We start from the raw sequence: 21,248 nt of genomic DNA, 5'->3' as shown, positions 1-21,248 counted from the left end.
CTTTTGACTCAATTCTAGAAACATCGATCGCACATTTATGGCTTCATTGCAGCCGGATTAATTTGACTAACAAACTCATGATTTCTCCCTGATCGGGTGTAATAATGATGCGATTGTCGGGAATGGCGATCGGATGAGTCCAACGAACAGCTTCCTCGTAGCGCAATGCGTGCAGTTGGTGGATAGTTCGGCGTACCCCCAGCGGCGAACCGATGATCACGTGACGGACTGCTTCGCGATCGCCCTCAAAGGTTTGGTTGGTTAAAACATTGGGCGATGTTTGGTTCGATGATGAATCTTGCAACATAGCTTTGACTAATAATTTTGGATAGGTTTGATGCTTTGTAACGGTAAAACCGCGTACAATGACAGATTGAAGAAAAGACAACAATTCCCCTACAGCACAATTTGTTTACACAATACTATCTGATGTTTCTGTATTGGCCTAGAGCCAATCAATTTAGGGTTAGGGTCAATCCATTTACGGTTATAGTCAATCAATTTAGGGTTAGGGTCAATCCATTTAGGGTCAGTATCAATTAGCTTATGGAAATGTTTTAAAAATCTGATGGGAAGTGATTGAAAATTTAAACAAACTCATGCAACGTTTTGAAAAAAAAAGGAATGTGAGACTTAACATCGCCACTTTGCTCTGAATAAAATCTCCCAATTTCTAACGAGAGTTGCTCTCTAAATACCCAATCTTCCCGGCTAAAGTCACGAAATGGCTTAATTTGATGCCAATAATCTTTAGCTTTTTTAATGGTCAGCAAAACAGCGATCGACTGATTCCTATGCGTTTCATCTACAGCATTTTGAAACCGCTCTTTCCACGAAGCCTGAAATGCTTGAACTTCAGTACAATCCAATCCCGAACAGTAACTAATGCGATCGAAGGCTCTCTGTAGGTTGTTCTGTAAATCCAAGTCGCTACAAATTGCATCAGCCATATCCAGATAAATATTTGCGAGTACCGCAGGATTCCCCTGATAAATCGGCTTGTTACAACAATTGTCAAATATTGGTTGAAGTTCAGGTGTCAGAAAATATGCTTCTTTATGAATCAAACCTGTAATCCAGATCCGGTGCTGTGCTGCATTTTGCTCTTTCACCTGCGATTTTTCGTAAAGATTGCGAAAAATTGCTTCTGTATCTATAAAAATATAATTGTCGATCGTTTGCAGTTGCAAGTCTAAATCTATCATTGCAAAAAGTCGATCGGGATCTAAATATGAATTAGTGGTATCCTTTTCGTGTAATATTGAAAGAGTAGAGTAGGTGTTTAATACATCTTTGCGATCGCCACAGTTGAAAAATTCCGGTCGCTTCTGTCTCCACCATGTTGGAACGCAAGCCTTATAAAAGTTGGCATCAGGCATTTGATCCATTGCTTTATAAGCTTGAGGTGACTCTCTCCCCTGCGTCTTCCGAATATCACCTTCGCACAATACCACAATTTTGTTTTTAATTCTGGGAGATTGAAGAATGGCCTCGCAATGTTTTTTTAGCTGTTCTGGATTAAGACTCATTTCTAATATTAGATTCTTGTTTAATCAGTTTTGGCTCAATTTCTTTAACGTGAGCTGGTGTCAAAGCTTCACACAATGCGTAGGAGTGAGTTGCCAGAATATATTGATTGCTGGGAGCCCACTCTTTAAGGTCTGATATAATTTGATATTGCCAATCTGGATGAAAAGCAATTTCAACTTCATCCATCAACACAATAGCATTTTTTATGTTGCGGGACTTGAGCCATATATAAATGCTAAGTCTTTTGAGTTCGCCGTGACTTAAATCTTCTGGATATAGTTCTATAGTTTCACCATTATTATACAATTGAAAATTGACTCCCGAAAAATCTTCATTTAAATTTATCCTTTTATTGCCTAATAGCAGATTTAAGTCATTAATTAGAGATTGATAGCTGTTCCCGTAGCTACCAGTTTTTATCGCTTCTCGGAAATCGCGATCGCGAGCATCTTTAAATGATTTAATAAGTAGCTTTACAGCAAGAAAATCATAGGTGAATAAACCTTTTAATTCAAATCTTGCAGATGCGAGTATCCCGTAATAATTCTTATCGGCCTTACTTGAGTTGCTAAATAATAGTCTTCTAGAATCCGGCGGAAGAAATAGAAAAACTTGTGTTGAAGGAGCTGCCAAAAATATTTTATTTGACAGTTTTTTTAAAAAATCTTCTACTTCTTTGCCATTTATATTATTGATATGACAGAGTAAAGCTTCATCTTGATGATGATTTAAATTTCTGTCACTTGAATAGTTACAGATATATTTCATATTTTGGGATTTTAAATATTCAATACTTCCCTTATAAATTACCTCAAGCTCTTCAAATTTCTGACAAGCTTTTATTATTTCATCGTAACTGTCCATATCTTGAGATTCAAGATAATCAATATTATTCTGAAGTATTTCTAATTGTTTTAACCCCGAAAAACAGAGATCAGCTTCATCGATAGCTTCATTTTTAATATCTAAGGGCAATAATTCTTTGAAGAAATGATTTTTGTGAGAGATAAATTGAAGTTTGACAATTTTTTTCCCATCCCAAATATCAATGATCGCTAAGACTCTTTTGTCTTCCTCATCAGAAATTTTAAATCCATGAAGCAGGTTTTCTAAAAATATTTTTTTATTATAATCACCGGAACAATGTAGCAATACAAAAATCAACTGCAATAGGGTACTTTTACCGCCGCCATTTTGACTACCTAGCGGAAAAATACTAGGAACAAAATCCTTTTCAAAAGTGATGTCTATATTTTTTAACCCCCGAAAATCAGGAACTTGAACTCGTAGCAAGTGCATAATAAACTCCTGGTGTGGGCTGGTATTTTTTATTAAAACGTTGAGCCACAATCATTTTAGATTATAACTCACATCTTTTACTATTTTCATGAACAGGCTTTCCGGCTTGTTCCACAACATATTAAATTAATGCTCTTTTGCTGAGCCCGGCAGTCCGCCAGGGGTTTCAACCCCTGTCTCAAAGCTAAAGTCTTCTGAAGAGGACTGAAGAACTCATTAGTCCTCTTCAGAGGACTTTAGCTATTAGCCAGGGAATTCAATTCCCTGGCGGGCTGGCCGCTTTTCGGTTTAAGCAGGAGATGAGATTAAACCTTAAACTTCTCCACAATCCGTCTCATCGCTTCTTCCACATTCTCCCGACTATTAAACGCCGAAATGCGGAAATAACCCTCACCCGCCGCACCAAAACCAGAACCCGGAGTTCCCACCACATTGCAAGTTTCCAGCAACTTCTGAAAGAAATCCCAACTCGACAAACCGTGAGGCGTTTTCACCCACACATAAGGTGCATTTTCGCCACCAAAAACCTCGATTCCCGCCGCTGTCAATTTCTCGCGAATAATCGCAGCATTTTCCATGTAAAAATTGACTAACGCCTGAATCTGTGCCTTGCCAGCCTCAGAATAAACCGCCTCAGCACCGCGCTGCACGATGTAAGAAACGCCGTTAAATTTAGTAGATTGGCGGCGGTTCCACAGCTTCCAAATTTCGACATCGGAACCATCGGCAGCTTTTCCAGTCAAAGTCTTCGGTACAACTGTCAGCGCACAGCGAGTACCCGTAAAACCAGCATTCTTTGAAAAAGAACGGAATTCGATCGCACAATCCCGCGCCCCTTCAATTTCGTAGATAGAATGCGGTAAACTCGGATCGGTAATATACGCTTCGTAAGCCGCATCGAAGAAAATAATCGAACCGTTAGCTTTAGCATAATTTACCCAAGCTTGCAAGTGTTCCTTAGTTGCAGTTGCCCCCGTCGGGTTATTCGGGAAACACAAGTAAATTAAATCGACTTTTTTGTCAGTGGGAATTTCCGCAGTAAAATTGTTTTCCGCTGTAATTGGCAGGTAAACTAAGCCGCCGTATTCGCCATTTTCATTCGCATCTCCCGTGTGTCCAGCCATCACGTTAGTGTCTACATACACCGGATAAACTGGATCGGTAACTGCGATCGTGTTATTGTTGCCAAAAATATCGAGAATATTGCCACAATCGCACTTAGAACCATCAGAAATAAAGATTTCCGAAGCATCAACATCGCATCCCCGCGACTTGAAATCGTGCTCGGCAATTTTCTCCCGCAGCCACTCATAACCTTGTTCCGGGCCGTATCCTTTAAAGCTATCCCGCGAGCCCATGTCTTCCACCGCCTTCACCATCGCCTCCCGACAAGCAGCCGGTAGCGGTTCCGTCACGTCGCCAATCCCCAGCCGAATGATGGGCGCTTCGGGATTCGCCTCTGCAAAGGCTTTCACCCTGCGCCCAATTTCGGGAAACAAGTAGCCAGCTTTAAGTTTGAGGTAGTTGTCGTTGATAGTTGCCATAGTTCGATCGCTACAAATGTCGTAGAATAGCTTACTCCCAATTGTCTCTCTCAAGCAGCAGCAACTTCGGCAACCAGCAGCGTACGAGATTTAACGGATGTAACGGATGGATGTTCAGGGAAGAGAAAAATTTTCCCCACTGGGACACTCGAACACTCCACCAATCCGCCTTTACAGGCAATCTGCGTAGTTGCTCAACAGCCATTGACCAAAAAATCAAATCTGCTTGTATAATCAGAATAGTGTGCAGCGCAGAAACAATTATGGACGAGATCGAGTACGCCAAACTCTATCAAGAACTGGCGGCAATTCTGGATGAGTTTAATTTGGGTTGGGTAGTTCAACAAGTAGCCGATACTGTAGAGATAGGCAAAGTAATAGAAGAGCGATCGCTCAAAAGAAAAACACCCCTGCTCAAGATAGAAGATTATACCGCAAAAGAACAACTTTTGCTATTAATTGATGCTGTCGAGCAAGCGACTGTGAACACTTCCGAAATGGAAGACGAAATTGCTTATTTCTTGAAAGTAGAATCAGAAACCTCTCCCCTCGGCACAAAAATTACCTTTGCCAATTCAGGTGCCGAAACTGCCAAAACAATTGAGTTTACCTCCAGCGTCACAGCCCCCCGCCACAAACAGGCGATCGCCCTCAAGCACTTGCTCGAAAAACTGCCCTCCGGGCCCAGCAACTACGCCATAAATTCCGAAATTAAAAGCAAATTAAAAAGCTCGATAGATCCCGATTTTAACACATCAGCAGAACAAGCCAGAATTTTTGACACTTACCTATTCACAATTCTGCTAAAAGCAGTTGCTAATGAAGGCGGTACTATTTATTACAACAATGTTTTAGACGACGAAACACCGAAATATTTAACCTTTAGAAAAACGGCGGGAAAAATCCACGGAACTGCACATCCATACACTCATGCTGTTGTGGAATTTCCCGACAAACCCGCCCTGGAAGTTCACCTAGGAGTAAAAGTTCAAGGTAGAGCCGGAGTTCTCCACAACTGCAACGTTTTAATTTTGTACCAAAAAGAAGCGACTATGTGTCGCTTGCTCAACCGCGAACCCCGGCACTCGCAGGTAATTTTAGCAGTAAAATCGGAACACAGCACCTCAGAACTTAAACTAGAAATGGCTGGTGCTTTTATCGGCTTAGCGTCAGATATTCGCTACGAAGGCGGCAGCTATTTCATTTCTAACAGTTACTCCCAACCCGTAGCAAAACTGCTAACTACCGCTCGCAAAAAATGGGAACTAAACATTTTTCCTAGAGCCACAAACGATGTTCACCGGCTGATGTACTCGTTTCAAACTATCTTTAAAGACTTTAAGGCCAGAAACTAACATTAGGGAATTGGGAATTGGGCATGGGGCATGGGGCATCGCGCATCGGGAATTGGGCATCGGGAGTAGTTAGTGTAGGGCTTATGCGTAAATTCCAAAGAAACCAGGTTTTTTACCAGGATTCAACGCTCGAATCCAGTATTTAGTAAAAAAACGGTTTCTGGGTCTAGGACTATAGTGGTTAGTGGTTACTGGTTAGTAGTTTTTCTAATAACAAATAAAAAACAGCAAATTACCAATGCCCCATGCCCCATGCCCAATGCCCCATGCCCAATCCCCAATATAATTTATGATGTTGCGAGCACCCGAACCTTACGAATAATGTTTAAGAAAGATAAATCTTCCCTGCTGTTTACCATCGGAGCCGCCACACTTCTGATCGGTTTAGGCTTTGTCACCTACTACCTCGTCATCTCCCGTGGGCCCGCCAAAGATTTGCCGGCGGGGGCAACCGTTGTCCCGCAAGATACGATGATGGCCCTATCCATCAGCACCGATCAATCGCAGTGGAATAGACTGCGAGAGTTTGGCACGCCCGAGTCAAAAGCTTCGTTTGAGAGGTTTTTAAGCGAAATGCGCGATCGCATTCTCACAACCAACGGCTACGCCTACCAGCAAGACATTCAACCCTGGGTGGGTAACACAGCAATGGTGGCTTTTCTCCGCAACAAAATAGCTATACCAGCCCCCCCGCCCCCACCCAATACGCCCCCATCTCCGCCAATTCAACAGTCAGTGGCAATTATCCTGCCAATTGCCAACCCGCTCAAAGCCAAAGAATTATTAGCAAAACCCAGGCCTCTCACCCAAGGAAAAATAGTTGAGCGTAATTATAAAGGGGTGCAAGTCACAGAAACTCAAGGCGTACCCGATCGCAATTTCTCCGTCGCGGTATTGGGAACCAAGTATCTAGCAGTCACCACAGATCCTAGCGCTACAGACAGAATAATCGACACCTACAGAGGCGAACCTTCCCTAGCAAAAACCCCTGGCTATTCAGGCGCCATAGACAAAATAAAAAGTCCGGGCGCCTTCGGTCAAATCTACGTCAATATGCCCGTTGCCGCCGCCTATGCAGCCGCCAACTCAGCCCGTGAAATTTCACAGGAAAACCTCGAAAAACTGCAACAAAATCAGGGATTTGCCACCACAGCGACGCTGGAAGCAGAAGGAATTGGATTCAAATCAGTCTCTTGGCTAAAACCAGATTCTACCAGAAGGATAGCAGTAGAAAACAATGCTCTAAAAATGGTTAACCGCCTGCCAAACAATACAATAATGATGGTATCCGGTGGCAACTTGCAGCGTTTGTGGCAAGACTACGTATTGGGAGCCGAGGCCAACCCGATTTCCCCGATTAATCCCCAAGTTTTACGCACAGGTTTAAAATCCACTACCGGCCTGGATTTAGATAAAGACTTGATGAACTGGATGGCGGGAGAATTTTCTCTATCATTAATACCAGCGCCCGCCCAGAATCCTAGAGACAAATTTGCGGCCGGATTTGTATTTATGGTGGAAACAAACAACCGGGGCGCTGCCAACAAATCCCTGAAACAGCTTGATGAAACGATGAAAATGAAAGGGTTTAGAGTGGAGGAAATTCAAGTCGGCGGCAAACCTGCGATTAAATGGACATCGCCGTTTGGAGGGATTACGGTAACTCGCGGTTGGATGAACGATGTAGCGTTTATGACAGTAGGAGCTCCCATAGTTGATGCGATCGTTCCGGCACCGAAAAGTCCGCTTTTAAGCAGCGAACTGTTCCAGAAAACTGTACGATCGCAACTTAAACCCCACAACGGCAATTTCTTCATCGACATCGAGAGTGCGTTTAACCCGAAAAACCTAGCTTTGCCGGAGTTTCCTCCCAACCAAAAAATGTGGATAGATGCCACGCGGTCGATCGGCGTTACAGCGGCCGTCATTGGCGATCGTACCACCCGTTACGACGCTTTTGTCGGTCTCAAAAAATCCACCCAATCCACTCCTTCTGCAAATCCTTCACGCAGTCTTGCTTCACCGAGTCCTGCTTCACGGCGCCCTGCTTCACCCAGTCCCTCGCCCACTGTCCAAACTTCACCCAATTAACTCTTAAATCCTTCCACAAATCCGCCTGCACACCCCCTTAAATACCAACAGGGCGATCGATTAAAATCGAAAAGCAGCCGCTCGAAATCGGCAATAGTGGACTTGACTATAAGAGGGAAATAGAGCCGGATTTAAGTAGCTTTACTTCACAAAAGCTCAGACAAAAGAAACCAAAAACCCGGTTTTTTATTTAAACAAACCGGGTTTCTGAACACCCTAAAAATTTGACTTACTGAAGAAAAATTCAGAATTCAGGAGCCAGAATCCAGAAGGGATTCTGTGCGACAGGATGGAGAATCGAGGTTTAAAGCCCCCGATTTTAATCGTGGGTCACAAAAAAATATTTCCGTGACCGTTAACCCTCACTTCAGGCATGGGGTATTCTGAATTCTGAATTCTGTCTTCTGACTCCTTCTCATTTCTTCTTTTCATAATTTTAATTTTTGGCAAGTGTATAGTATTTTTTATTTTCTATAAAATATTTGGGGATATTTCCCGGTCAGTCTTGGACGCAGAAACCTAGTTTTTGAACCCCGATACTTCCTTCATACTCTCAATAATAGTTAAAAAACCCGGTTTCTAGGGGTGGAAGTGCCTCTAGGAAGGTCGTTTTTGTTTTTTTTAATAATATGTCATGCGGAAGATACAGCTCCTAGGTCTTGCGAGTTATATTTAGATTGTGGAAAAGCTACGCTCAAAAAATTGCAAAAGCAGAGGCAAATTCTAGCCATTGACTCCTGAATGCACTGGCAGTCAGAAACCCGGTTGCTTCCTAAATATAGCGTCTTCAACCGTTCCGAACAACCTATGCAGATCTTGGCATTCCTAGTCAACACCTGTACAACATCGGAACGTGCAGTCAAGCGTCTTAACTGACTACGTTCATCGATGACACGGTGATCTAAACGTCAGCATTATGCACTGTCGAAGGCGATTAAGGAACAAGTGGACAGGTTTATAGCTAAGCGTATCGCTTTCCTAACAAGGGAACGTGAACATTAACGACGCAAACCTTACTTAGCAATAAGACTACCAGAATACCTCACAAATACCCCCTGTAAAAATGAGGGGTAGATTTCCAATCTTCTACGCAAATTGACCCAACACAGCACAGGTGCAGATATTTAGTGACACAGCCGTCAACCAACTTTTTTCTACAAAGTCGGTTTCTTTACCTAATTTCTGTGATTTATATTTATTTTACCCATTAAAAACCAATGAAAACCGCCAAAAATATTCAAAAAAAGTCTAAATTTCTCTCAAAAGCAAGAATAAGCAAACTGACAGTTGCTCTGCAAATAGTCTTAATAAATATTTACTTTCTGCAAGCAAAAGCCGAAGGTCAAACAATTGTTCCAGCGGCGGACGCAACAGGCACTACCGTCACTCCCGCAGCCCAAAACGGGGCTGCTGGGCAGCCCAGTCGCTTCGATATTCAAGGCGGAAAATTATCGAGCGATCAACAAAATCTTTTCCACAGCTTTAAAGAATTCGGCTTGTCGGAAAATCAGATTGCCAACTTTATATCAAACCCCAACATTCGCAACATTTTAGCGGGCATAGGCGGCGGCAACCCCTCGATTATTAACGGCTTAATTCAAGTAACCGGCGGCAATTCTAACTTGTTTCTGATGAATCCATCCGGCATCATATTTGGCAACAGTGCTAGTTTAAACGTGCCGGCCTCTTTCACAGCAACCACCGCCACCGCTATTGGATTTGGTTCTAACTCGTTTAACGCTGTCGGTACTAGCACTTACACATCTCTGACAGGCGCGCCCAGTTCCTTTGCTTTTGGAGCCGATCGAGCAGGGGCAATTATCAGCACGGCAGACTTAGCAGTCAAGTCAGGGCAGAACTTAACCTTGCTCGGCGGCACAGTTGTCAGCACCGGCAGCCTTTCTGCCCCAGACGGTCAAATTACCGTAGCATCAGTCTCCGGGACAAATTTAGTGCAGATCCGCCAGGGAGACAATTTGCTGAGTTTGGAAATCGAGCCGCCCTCAGCGGCGAGCAGCACTGGAACAACGGTAACAGCTTCGGCATTGTCGATCGCATCCTTGCCCGAACTGCTCACAGGCATCGGTGAAACAAATGCTACAGGCATCAGCGTCAATGCCAGCGGTGAAGTGGTACTCACGGCGTCTAACCGAGTAGTAGCTGCGGGGGACGTTGCGCTAAAAGATGCAAACGCTCGGGCGATCGAAATTCAAGCCGCTAACAGCATTGCAGTCAGCGGAAACCTGACAAGTTCCCAAGGCGGTGCGATCGCCCTAGAAGCTAGTGGTGATATTAGCACTGTCGATATCGACTCTCACTCCGACACCACCGCAGGCGGCAACATCACCGTCACCAGCCGTACAGGAAAAGTAGAAACAGGCAATATCAACGCAAGCTCGATCGACAAAAACAGCAACGCCGGAGACGTTAGTATTGCAGCACCCTCAAGCAGCATTCAAACAGGGTTCATAGACGCCAACTCCGAAGAAAAACAAGGCGGCGAAGTCACCCTCAACGCCCGCAACGACATCGAAGTAACCCATATCAACACCGAAGGCCGAACAGGCGGAGGAGATATTGACATTACAGCCGGCGGTAATTTCCGAGCTACAGGCACTTTCACAAACGATAACCACTGCTTGTCGCAAGCTTGCAGCATTTCCGCCTCCACGACTGGTAGCGCTAATGGTGGAGATATCACCATTCGCCACGGTGGCAAAGCCTCGAACACTTCTTTCGGCGTCGGGCCAGACTATAACAGACTCAACGGTACTGCTGGCAGCATTGCCACTGGGGGTCCAAAGAAGGAAAATGTGATTACACAGGGAAGTTATTTCAGCCCCGACCCTCAGAGAGTACAGCCGACGCAAATTAGCATTACGGCTTCTTCAGTATCGCCAGCACCGACACCAGCACCAACACCAGCACCAGCACCAGCACCGACACCAGCACCGACACCAGCACCAACACCAGCACCGACACCAGCACCGACACCAGCACCAGCACCAGCACCCGCGCCAGCACCCGCACCAGCGCCAGCACCAGCGCCAGCACCAGCGCCAGCACCAGCACCAGCACCAGCCCCCGCACCCGCGCCAGCACCCGCACCAGCACCAGCACCAGTACCCGCACCCGCGCCAGCGCCAGCGCCAGCACCAGCGCCAGCACCCGCACCCGCACCAGTACCCGCACCAGCGCCAGCACCAGCGCCAGCACCCGCACCCGCACCAGCACCCGCACCAGCACCAGCACCAGTACCCGCACCAGCGCCAGCACCAGCGCCAGCACCTATATTTGCACCTGTACCCCCGCCGACACCAGCACCAGCACCAGCACCAGCACCAGCACCAGCACCAGCACCGGCACCCGCACCAGCACCAGCACCAGCACCCGCACCCGCACCAGCGCCAGCACCCGCACCAGCACCCGCACCTTTACAAACACTAACGCCAGCACCAGCGCCAGCACCAGCGCCAGCACCAGCACCAGCACCAGCGCCAGCACCAGCACCAGCGCCTGCACCAGCGCCAGCACCAGCACCAGCACCAGCACCGGCACCCGCACCAGCGCCAGCACCAGCACCAGCGCCAGCACCAGCGCCAGCACCAGCACCAGCACCAGCGCCGGCACCAGCACCAGCACCAGCGCCTTTACAAACACTAACGCCAGCACCAGCACCAGCACCAGCGCCAGCACCAGCGCCAGCGCCAGCACCAGCGCCTTTACAAACACTAACGCCGGCACCAGCACCAGCACCAGCGCCAGCACCAGCACCAGCGCCAGCACCAGCACCAGCGCCAGCACCAGCGCCAGCACCAGCACCAGCACCAGCGCCAGCACCAGCGCCGGCACCAGCACCAGCGCCAGCACCAGCGCCGGTATCAAATTTGCCGATCGCACCTACAATTTCTCAAAATCCAGCGGTTGCGCCTGCTGCTGCGCCAATAAATCTCGCACCGATACCGACACCGGAGATCGCAGCCAACCAGCCGCCCAGCACAAATCCTTTATTTTCCCCCAGCTTGCAGCAGCAAAACCAGATATCTAATTCCTTGCAACAGCGCATTTCACCTCCCGCGTCCCGGGATATTGAGGCTTCCAATTTGCCCACCAACGTCGGCGCCGTTATTTTTCCCGTCGAGGAGAGATTTACCAGTGAGTTTGTCGATTACCTAAATTTGCCATCAACAACTGCGCTCGCCACCCTAGAAGATGCCCAAGATACCCTTCGCAGTGTCCAACAAGCCACAGGCATCAAACCAGCTCTCATTTATATCAGCTTTGTACCCAGGGGTTCTACAGTCGCTCGGCCTTACAGCAGTTCGTCCATCTTGCGGGTAGAACCGCAAATTCAAGCCTCTGACGAACTGGAAATGATGGTTATTACCCCGGAAGGTGCGCCCGTTCGCCAGCGCATCCCTGGAACCTCTCGCGCCCAGGTAATGGAAGCTGTTCGGAAATTTCGCGATGAACTGACTAATCCGGTAAAGCGCAACACTAAAAGTTATTTGCCCTTGGCTCAGCAGCTCTATCAGTGGATGGTAGCGCCGCTCGAAGCAGAACTGCAAGCCAAAGGCATTGAGAATTTATCTTTTATCTCAGATACGGGGTTGCGATCGATACCGATGGGCGCCCTGCACGACGGCAAAGGCTTTCTGGTAGAGCGTTACAGTGTTGGCTCGATGCCGAGTCTGAGTTTGACAGATACCAGCCCCGCCAATTTCAAAAATACCCAAGTTCTGGCCATGGGGGCGTCGCAATTTCCAAATATGAGTCCTTTACCTGCGGTGGAAATAGAAGTATCGACAATCACGCCACAGCAGTGGCCGGGTAAGTCTTTCTTGAATGAAGCTTTCACCCTGGCCAATTTGAAATCGCAGCGCCAGCAGCAGCCTTTTGGGATGATTCACTTGGCTACTCACGCCGAATTTCGATCGGGAGATCCCAGCGAATCCTTTATTCAGTTGTGGGATACTAAATTGCGTTTGGATCAGTTGCGGCAAATGAATTGGCACAACCCGCAAGTTGAAATGTTAGTTTTGAGCGCTTGCAGAACTGCTGTGGGCGATCGAGAAGCCGAGTTGGGCTTTGGCGGGTTAGCCGTGCAAGCCGGGGTTAAATCGGCTATGGCGACTCTCTGGTATGTCAGCGACGAGGGCAGTTTGGGGTTGATGTCGGAGTTTTACGCGCAGTTAAAAACTGCTCCGATTAAAGCAGAAGCGCTGCGGCAAGCGCAATTAGCGATGTTGCGCCAAGAAGTGCGAATTGAAGGGGGGATGCTGCACACTTCTGGTGGCAATCTGCGGGTACCTCCGGAATTGGCAAACGTGCGGAGTCAGAATTTCTCTCATCCTTATTATTGGTCTGCTTTTAGAATGATTGGCAATCCTTGGTGAGTCGATCGCCCACTCGCACCTCAACAACCGCCAACCACTCATAATTGCCACAAAAATTCAAAATCCCAAACCCAAAACTGCCCAACCCCAGTACGATCGATCTAGTTAGCAAAAATAAGTAAAAACACTACCGGAGTAATTTTTATGGATCTGGTCGTACTCCAGAACTGGCTGGACAACATCTCCTTCGCCGTTTTGTTCTCCACAATGCTCATTTACTGGGTTGGCGCAGCTTTCCCCGGCATTCCCTACATGGGGGCCCTAGGCACCGCAGGAATGGCCGTCGCCAACCTATCCATCGCCGCTTTACTCGGTTCTCGATGGATAGAAGCCGGCTACTTCCCCTTAAGCAATCTCTACGAATCCCTATTTTTCCTCGTGTGGGGAATCACCGCCATCCACCTAGTTGCGGAAAACATGAGCCGTTCCCGCTTAGTTGGAGTAGCCACCTCCCCCGTAGCAATGGCAATATCCGCCTTTGCAGCCCTGACTCTGCCGGAAACCATGCAATCTGCAGAGCCCCTAGTACCCGCCCTCAAATCAAACTGGCTGATGATGCACGTTAGCGTCATGATGCTCAGTTACTCAACTTTAATGGTAGGAGCGCTACTGGCGATCGCCTTTTTAATCGTCACCCGCGGCCAAAAAATCGAACTCACCGGTAGTTCCTTCGGCACCAACAGCAACCGCAACAGCAACTACCGCCTCCAACGCCCTCAAAACCCCGAACCTCAAATTGCAGAAACCAGCGCCGACAGCGCATTAGTTTTCAGCGAACCGTCTTTCAACTCCAACAATAACGGTTTGGGCACCACCGCAGTGCTCGAATTAGCAACCGTTCAAACCCCATCAACCGCCCCAACTCAAACCGCAGAACTTCTCTCGCCCCAGCGATTGAATCTAGCAGAAACTCTTGATAACATTAGCTATCGCATCATCGGTTTAGGATTCCCCTTACTGACAGTTGGCATTATTGCCGGTGCGGTTTGGGCTAACGAAGCTTGGGGATCATACTGGAGTTGGGACCCGAAAGAAACTTGGGCGCTAATTACTTGGTTGGTATTTGCTGCCTACCTGCACGCCCGCATTACTCGTGGCTGGCAGGGAAGACGCCCAGCAATTTTAGCAGCCACAGGTTTTGTGGTAGTTTGGATTTGCTATTTAGGCGTTAATCTGTTAGGCAAAGGTTTACATTCTTACGGTTGGTTTTTCTAATTCCTGATCCACCAATGGGCCACAGAAGAACAGGATAAGTCAAAGAATCGGGATTAATATCATCTCCGGTTGTAGGGTGGGCAATTCCCACCTTACTCAACCAGCGAGATTCTAATAATTAACTCCCTCTTCCTTCTTCCCTTTTTTTACCCGATCGCGAAGTCGAAGGGTCTTATTCCTTCTTATAACTTCGGTCTTCCTCATATCCGTTACATCCGTTACATCCGTTACATCCGTTACAAAATCCGTTGCCGAACTTCCTTCATTCATTAAAATAAGGACAATTAATATGGACGAATCGAAAATATTTCCCCAAGAAAACGATGTTGTGTCTGCCCCTACCAGCGCTTTGATGTATCAATGTACATTCAAAGTCAGCGAATTTATGGCCATTATGCAGTCAAAATTGGTAGACGAAAAATTATTTTCAGACGGTCTGGATTGCGAGCTATTAAGTGCTGGCAAAGACTGGACTAAAGGAAAACTTAGAATGCGTCTGGAGTTTATTCCGCTGGAACCTGAAATCAAAGAACAAAAAGCCCTTCCTGCCGCTGCCGAAAGATCGGACACCGTGCAAAACTACGCCGTAGATAGCTCACCTCAAACCGATATAGATGAGTCATTAAATCAATGTGACTCAACAGAAATAAGTAATCAATTTCCTATTTCTAGGTATCCCGACCGCGACCCCCAAAGTATAGGAATGTGGAGCTAGGAAGGCAAAGACTGAGAGATGGGGAGAGGGGGATGCTTCCCCTTCTTTGCTCAAAATCCATCGGTTAAATCCCGTACACTGCTCGTGGTCTAACTTCCTTATTTTTGCTTAATGAAAAATTGCTCTCATGGCTGAATCTTCCAATTGGACGCACCTGCACGCTCAAGTTCACAGGACGCTGCTGTACAGACAAATATTGCCATCAACTCAGCGCTTGCTAGTAGCAGTATCCGGCGGACAAGATTCTCTGTGTTTAATTAAATTACTGCTAGATTTGCAGCCCAAATGGGGGTGGAACCTAGGGATTGTTCACTGCGATCATCGTTGGCGTTCTGACTCGCAAGCGTCGGCCAATCATGTAGAACAATTAGCTAAAAACTGGGGAATATCCTACTATTTGGAAACAGCCTCGGACATCCCCAAAACAGAAGCTGCCGCCAGAAAGTGGCGATATCAAGCTTTAACCGAAATTGCGATCGCCCACAACTACCCCTACATTGTTACAGGCCACACAGCCAGCGATCGCGCCGAAACACTCCTCTACAACCTGATTCGCGGCAGCGGCGCCGACGGACTTTCCGCCCTCACCTGGACACGGCCCCTTCTCGATTTTCGATTGCCGATTTTAGATTTTAGATTAGGGAATTCCGGCGAAAATCCCAACTCCCAAATATCTGCCGATTTTAGATTGGAAAATCAGGATGAAACTTCCCAATCGAAAATCCAAAATCTAAAATCTAAAATCTATTTAGTTCGTCCCTTGCTCGAAATAACTCGATTGCAAACAGGTCAATTTTGTCAAGAGCAAGAACTACCAATTTGGGAAGATTCTACAAATCAAGACTTACAATATACGCGCAACCGGATTCGATCGGAATTATTGCCTTATTTGGAAACTCATTTCAACCCAAAAGCCCAACAAGCGCTAGCTCAAACAGCCGAACTCCTGCGCGCCGACGTAGAATATCTCGAACTTGCAGCCAGCGACTTGCTACAGCGAGCAATGTCTCCAATTGCAGACAGCCCGCAGGTGAATTTTCAACTTCCCCTCAAGTTAAATCGCCCGATTTTGCGGGAAGCACCCCTGGCCTTGCAGCGACGGGCAATGCGCCAACTACTGCAACAAATATTGCCCTCGGCGCCCAGTTTTGAAAGCGTAGAAAAACTAACCAGCTTAATCGTAGCGCCCAACCGATCGCAAACCGATCCATTTCCTGGAGGAGCGATCGGTCGAGTCGAACACCCTTCGATAATTTTAGATCTTAAATTTTAACCTGTTATCAAACCCGAAAGGACTTGCCGCAAATCGGAAACTACCCGATCTTGCTCCTCTCCAGTCTGCTGCACCCGATCGAGTTCCCCCGCCACCGCTTCGAGCTTTTGGCGTAGCCCAGTCAAATTGTCCTGCACCGGCTGCAACATTTCTTGATAAACATTCACTCTGCCCCAGAGTTGCGCCACTGCACCTTTCTGGTTGAACAAATTCTGCTCTAACTGCTTGAGTTCGTAGCGTTTCGCCTCACTTTCCCCATTTTGGCGGTTGACATTTGCCTCAATTTGGGATACGGCTTCCCGCACCTGCTGAATTTCGTTTTCCAGTCTTTGCAATTCTTGGCTTTGCTGCTGCCGCTGAGTATTGAGCTGTGCGACAATCGGCCCCAAATCAATATCTCCTCGCTCTTGTTTTGGAGCATTAGCAGTACCCAGTCGTCGCCACAGAACCGCCTGATGCTGCTTTAAAACATCTTCCCGTTCCTGCAACCGGAGGCGCTGTCCCACCAGAGTTTCGTTTAACATCTGATAACTTTCGAGTTCATCTGCCATTTCATTTTCCAGAGCCATGCGATCGTACTCGCTAGCAGCTTGAATTTTCCCTTGCAGCTCCTCGATTGTCTCCCGCTGCAGAGTCAACTCCTCCTCTTGATCGTTAACAAACCGGAACACCTTTTCCAAATCCTCTTGCAGGTGTTGCACCAGCCCCTGTAACTCATCAACAGGCATCTTCTCCAAAGCTGACACATCTACTTTTTGCTGCGTACCCGCAGCACCCGAAGCAGATGCGAGCCTGGAAACTTGCTGGTAAAGCTCCTCAACAGCCCGCACCTGCAAAGACACGGACTGAGCCTGGTTCTGCTGAGCGCTGAGGGTACTTTGCTGGCCTTTAAGCTCCGCCCGAGCTTGCGCCAAAGCTTCTTGAGATTGGTACCACTCTTGCCAGCGGTTTTGGAGGGTCTGATTTTGTCGATCGACCTCTTCTTGTTGCTGTTGAGCTATGCTTTGTTTTTGCTCCAACTGCTGCCAGTGCTGATCCAGAATTGCCTGCTGAGCGCCCACCGCACCAAAAGACTGATTCAGTTGTTCCCGCACCCCTTGGGCCGAAGCAATTGCCCCTCCCAGCTTCTGCATCAACTCCTGAATCCTCTGGGTCTGCTGCTCATCAACTACTGCCCCCTGGGGAACCTCAGACTGCTGCTGGGCCACCCGTTGCTGCTCGCCCCGCAACTGTTCCCAAGCCGTCTCAATTTCCACACGACTGCGATCGGCTTCTTCTCGCAGTCGGTTAGCTTCATCTCGAGTATTTTCAATTTCCGAGCGCTGAGCCTCCAGCCGCTCCAACTCCTCTTCCATTTGAGCCAACTGCTCTTCGCGGGCTTGCATTTCCATTTCCCGGCGATTGAGTTCCTGACTCGAAAACGTCAGAGAAGCCTTCCACTGTTCAATTTCCTCTTCCTTATCCTTAAACTTGTCCTGCAATCGCGAGAAATTTTGCAGAATGCTCACCAACTGGCGGGCCGCCTCCTGAATTCGCTGCACTTGCTTGCTAGCGCTCAACTCAACCAGCACCAGCGTGCCGTCGTTAAACTTATTAGCTTCCTCAACTGGGATCGCGTCATCGCCTGGTACGGCGCTCCAGTTATGTTCGCCCCGCTGACAAGCTAGCAGTTTCAGCTCAGCCTTACCGCCACCGAGACCAAAGCCGCTTCTCTGTTTTTGTACTTCCGCTAGATACAGCACACTAATAGTCCTCTGCTTCGTAAAACCTATCCCAACTTACTTTAAGTTACTTAAAGGCCTAAAAGATAAGTGGTGTTTACTTCCTACGCTGTTGGGTAGACGGCTAATCCCAACATAAGTAGGCTATCCCCCTTAAGCCAAAGGTTCTTGACTAAACATAACACTGCGTGCGATCTTTAGTCAACTTAGCTAAAGTAAACAAGTATAGGCAAGTAAGGATAACTTTTTGCCACTTAAGTCTTACTTTTTGGTATCGTTTGCCAAATCGGGGGATAGCATTTTTTTCTAACTTTAGCAGCACTCAGGCATAGCAGATCCTCACGGGAGAACTTCCAGAAAGTACGGCCGTCGCCAGTTGTCTGGAGGAATGAGAGAGCAGTACCAATGCCGCTTGATTAAAGACTAGCTCTCACTGCGGAGACTGCCATAGCCCCAACCTGAAAAAGGTCAGTCCTTGAACTTCCCCACGTCTAAAGCCGGGGGATTCTTGCCCACCTTCAAGACGACAACGGGACATTCAAATATCCCTCTATTCACTCAAAGAACTTTACTTCTCCCGGAGCGCAGACTTGCTGAGTTCTTCATATTTTTAAGGTTGAACGTGACCTATGCTGCAATTATTTGCCCTTTAACTATTCCGAATTAATCAGATTAGTGCGTTGCCGGGGTTGCTCGCCGTCTAGGATATTTCAATGGGTTGAAAATTATTCTTACTCTGGCGAATCGCTCTGGGCCAATTATACCACTCTGGTTTTAGCAACACAATCGTTTCACGAGACTTAAAAGTCCCTAGCGACTGATCCCCAGGTCTAAATCCCCATGTCGTTAGCCCAGGGCTTGCCTCTGGGGTTTCCATCAAAAACTTTCTATTGATTTTACAACGCTTTAGTTATGGGTCGATCGTGAGAAAAGCCGTTGCAGCCCCCAAGCCTGCGCCCTGCTCCGGCGGACTAGGGATTTGAACCGCGCTGCCTTAGAATAAGGTAATGACGCGAGCCTATGACGCTCGCCGCGGGCGAGCAAAAAGGTCGATCGGCACTGAGGGTTTTCCTGACAATTGCCAACAAAGGTTCATTTTGACTGCACCTGATTTTAGGGCTGTGGCAAACCCAAAAAAAACCTCGATCGCAACTCATCCAACCCAACAGACTAGCCTCAAGTTCCCATCGGGCATCGATCGGCACTTGCTGCTGGTAGCAGCGGTAAAACCAGAGAATCCTCGGTATTTTGAAGTTGACCTACGCCAAGATGTGTTGGATAAACTGACGGCATACTCAGCCAAAAACTTCAAAACTTTAGCCATCGAAGACTTGAACCAGTCGGGAATGCCCGCGTTGCACACTCGAAGAACCCGTGCAATCGTGCGGTGTGGATTCTACGAGTTTAGGCAACGCCGTGGGAATACAAGGTGAAACTCTACACTTAGAGAATGCCGCGAGTTTCGCGGTTTCAGCTTGTGGACTGGTAGCGCGGCCGAGGAGCAGCAGCAAGTATCGCCCTTTCGTCAATTCCCAATTGTGAGATCGGCATCAGCGCGTAAATTATTGACGGAAACTAAAGTCAATCTTTTCGCCCGCACACAGTCTTTCCGAGCTCAGACGCCAACGGTTTTAAGGAGGACACTTTAGCTGCATGCAGGGAAATTTGAGTGAAATAGACATCCGCAGCATCCTGCAATTGATTGAGTTAGGTCAGCGAACCGGAGAACTGTTCGTAGAGGCCTACACCTCCACCGGCAGCAGCACGGGTACTCAACCTACCCAGCGCTCCCTTGCAGGACAATCCTGGTATGTCTTCTGCTTCAACGGTCAGATTATTTACGCTACCCAGAGTGCGGGCAGTTTGTTTCGGTTGCGCGACTACCTGCGCCGCTACAAAGCAGATACCGCCCTCGACAAAATCCAAGTTCCCTATATGGCATCTACCAATGCCCCAGAATACGGCTACCTATGGGCTCTGCTAGAAAACCACATCCTCACCCCAGCTCAAGGGCGCAACATCATCCAGAGCATGATCCACGAAACCCTATTTGACTTGCTGAGTCTCCACCAGGGTTCCTTCACTTTTGAAATGGGCCCAGCTTTGGCTCCTCAACTGACCAGCTTAGAAATTAGTTCGCTGCTGGCCAAGATTGTCAAACAGGTGCAGCAGTGGAAGCAGTTTCACCCTCACATTCAGTCGCCCAACCAATGCCCGGTGATTTCAGACCCCTCCGAGCTGCGAGTCGCGCTGCCTGTCAATACCTTTAATACTCTCAGACGCTGGGCCGACGGGCACACTTCGATCCGCCAAATGGCGCGCTACCTCAACCGAGACGTGCTCACTGTTGCTAAGGCGATTTACCCCTTTGTGCAGCAGGGATTGGTGCAAGTATTTTACGAACCCTCTGTTGCCCCCACCAACAACAAAAAAGAATGGTCGTCCCCAGAAACCAAGGCTCCCAGAGTTGTCTGTATTGACGACGACAATACTATTCGCAAAACAGTTGAGTCAATTTTAAATGAACACGGTTACGAAGCTACTACGATCGGCAATCCCCTCCAAGCATTGAGTTTGGTGTTTCCACTCAAACCCGATTTAATTCTGTGTGACATCGCCATGCCGGAACTCGACGGCTACGAAATTTGCGCTATGCTGCGTAGTTCTAGCGCTTTCCGGCAGACGCCGATCGTTATGCTGACGGGCATCGACGGATTTATCGACCGCGTTAAAGCCCGCATGGCAGGAGCTACAGACTTTTACACCAAACCTTTTGGTGAAAGCGAGTTATTGATGCTGGTAGAAAAATATGTGGGCCCGGGCTACCCTCGGGTCAATCTCTCGGAAAGATTATTAGACCGCTCTCTAGAAGACCAATTAGAAGAAAAATAAATTTCGCACCGATGGCATTATTGGAGCTTTCTTGTACCTGCAGTTAGATCGAGTCTTGGCCACCACAAGGAGAAAGCTTGGGGACACGATTGGCGATCGCACCATAAACTAGAATGTATAAATCCGGGCGCTGGCATGAGGGCGTCGGTAAAACTCTGTTCAATTTCTCGACCCAAGTGGGTCTAACACGCTCAAAGTGCAAATATAATATACTTGT

General features: G+C 47.6%; 13 protein-coding genes. 8 read left to right on the top strand and 5 right to left on the bottom strand.

The features are described from left to right. Nucleotides 1–43: 43 nt before the first annotated feature. The 4 genes from QUB14_RS10400 to QUB14_RS10385 form a co-directional block, all read right to left on the bottom strand. On the bottom strand, nucleotides 44–388 hold the full coding sequence (locus tag QUB14_RS10400; RefSeq protein ID WP_333216789.1) for a hypothetical protein: 345 nt from the start codon (nucleotides 386–388) through the stop codon (nucleotides 44–46). A gap of 199 nt (nucleotides 389–587) precedes the next feature. Then, entirely contained in the window at nucleotides 588–1,529 is a 942-nt protein-coding gene (locus QUB14_RS10395; RefSeq protein WP_333216788.1) for a hypothetical protein, read from the bottom strand. Further along, entirely contained in the window at nucleotides 1,519–2,829 is a 1,311-nt protein-coding gene (locus tag QUB14_RS10390) for an AAA family ATPase (protein WP_333216786.1), read from the bottom strand. The genes QUB14_RS10395 and QUB14_RS10390 overlap by 11 nt, the downstream gene beginning before the upstream one ends. Before the next feature lie 305 nt (nucleotides 2,830–3,134). Continuing rightward, nucleotides 3,135–4,373, bottom strand: a complete 1,239-nt coding sequence (locus tag QUB14_RS10385) for an LL-diaminopimelate aminotransferase (protein WP_333162092.1) — start codon at nucleotides 4,371–4,373, stop codon at nucleotides 3,135–3,137. Between the two features lie 263 nt (nucleotides 4,374–4,636). Between QUB14_RS10385 and QUB14_RS10380 the strand changes: the two genes are divergently transcribed. From QUB14_RS10380 to tilS, 6 genes are all read left to right on the top strand, one after another. After that, complete coding sequence (locus QUB14_RS10380) at nucleotides 4,637–5,728, top strand: hypothetical protein (RefSeq protein ID WP_333216784.1); 1,092 nt, start codon at nucleotides 4,637–4,639, stop codon at nucleotides 5,726–5,728. Between the two features lie 321 nt (nucleotides 5,729–6,049). Next, nucleotides 6,050–7,819: a DUF3352 domain-containing protein gene (locus QUB14_RS10375; protein ID WP_333216782.1), complete on the top strand. Its 1,770-nt coding sequence runs from the start codon at nucleotides 6,050–6,052 to the stop codon at nucleotides 7,817–7,819. 1,217 nt (nucleotides 7,820–9,036) lie between these two features. Then, the gene (locus tag QUB14_RS28740; RefSeq protein ID WP_445251830.1) at nucleotides 9,037–13,215 is read left to right on the top strand and encodes a CHAT domain-containing protein; all 4,179 of its coding nucleotides are present in this window, start codon (nucleotides 9,037–9,039) and stop codon (nucleotides 13,213–13,215) included. A gap of 144 nt (nucleotides 13,216–13,359) precedes the next feature. Further along, nucleotides 13,360–14,430, top strand: coding sequence for a c-type cytochrome biogenesis protein CcsB (ccsB, locus tag QUB14_RS10335; protein ID WP_333216780.1), 1,071 nt, complete (start codon nucleotides 13,360–13,362; stop codon nucleotides 14,428–14,430). Between the two features lie 289 nt (nucleotides 14,431–14,719). Continuing rightward, nucleotides 14,720–15,145 carry a KGK domain-containing protein gene (locus QUB14_RS10330; protein WP_333216778.1) on the top strand — a complete coding sequence of 142 codons (426 nt, stop codon included), beginning with the start codon at nucleotides 14,720–14,722 and terminating at the stop codon, nucleotides 15,143–15,145. Nucleotides 15,146–15,272: 127 nt separating this feature from the next. Further along, nucleotides 15,273–16,418 (top strand): tRNA lysidine(34) synthetase TilS, encoded by a 1,146-nt coding sequence (gene tilS / locus QUB14_RS10325; RefSeq protein ID WP_333216776.1) that lies wholly within the window; start codon nucleotides 15,273–15,275, stop codon nucleotides 16,416–16,418. On the opposite strand, the gene hmpF is transcribed toward tilS, so the two are convergent. Beyond that, on the bottom strand, nucleotides 16,415–18,160 hold the full coding sequence (gene hmpF, locus QUB14_RS10320; protein ID WP_333216774.1) for a pilus motility taxis protein HmpF: 1,746 nt from the start codon (nucleotides 18,158–18,160) through the stop codon (nucleotides 16,415–16,417). The genes tilS and hmpF overlap by 4 nt on opposite strands. A 986-nt stretch (nucleotides 18,161–19,146) precedes the next feature. Between hmpF and QUB14_RS10315 the strand changes: the two genes are divergently transcribed. Beyond that, complete coding sequence (locus QUB14_RS10315) at nucleotides 19,147–19,572, top strand: hypothetical protein (RefSeq protein ID WP_333216772.1); 426 nt, start codon at nucleotides 19,147–19,149, stop codon at nucleotides 19,570–19,572. A 220-nt stretch (nucleotides 19,573–19,792) separates the two neighbouring features. Beyond that, nucleotides 19,793–21,031, top strand: a complete 1,239-nt coding sequence (locus tag QUB14_RS10310) for a response regulator (protein WP_190661814.1) — start codon at nucleotides 19,793–19,795, stop codon at nucleotides 21,029–21,031. Nucleotides 21,032–21,248 lie beyond the last annotated feature (217 nt).

This window comes from Microcoleus sp. B3-D2 (assembly GCF_036705345.1).
Lineage (GTDB): Bacteria > Cyanobacteriota > Cyanobacteriia > Cyanobacteriales > Microcoleaceae > Microcoleus.
The sequence above is the reverse complement of the archived record's forward strand: the minus strand, read 5'-3'. Positions and strand labels throughout refer to the sequence as shown.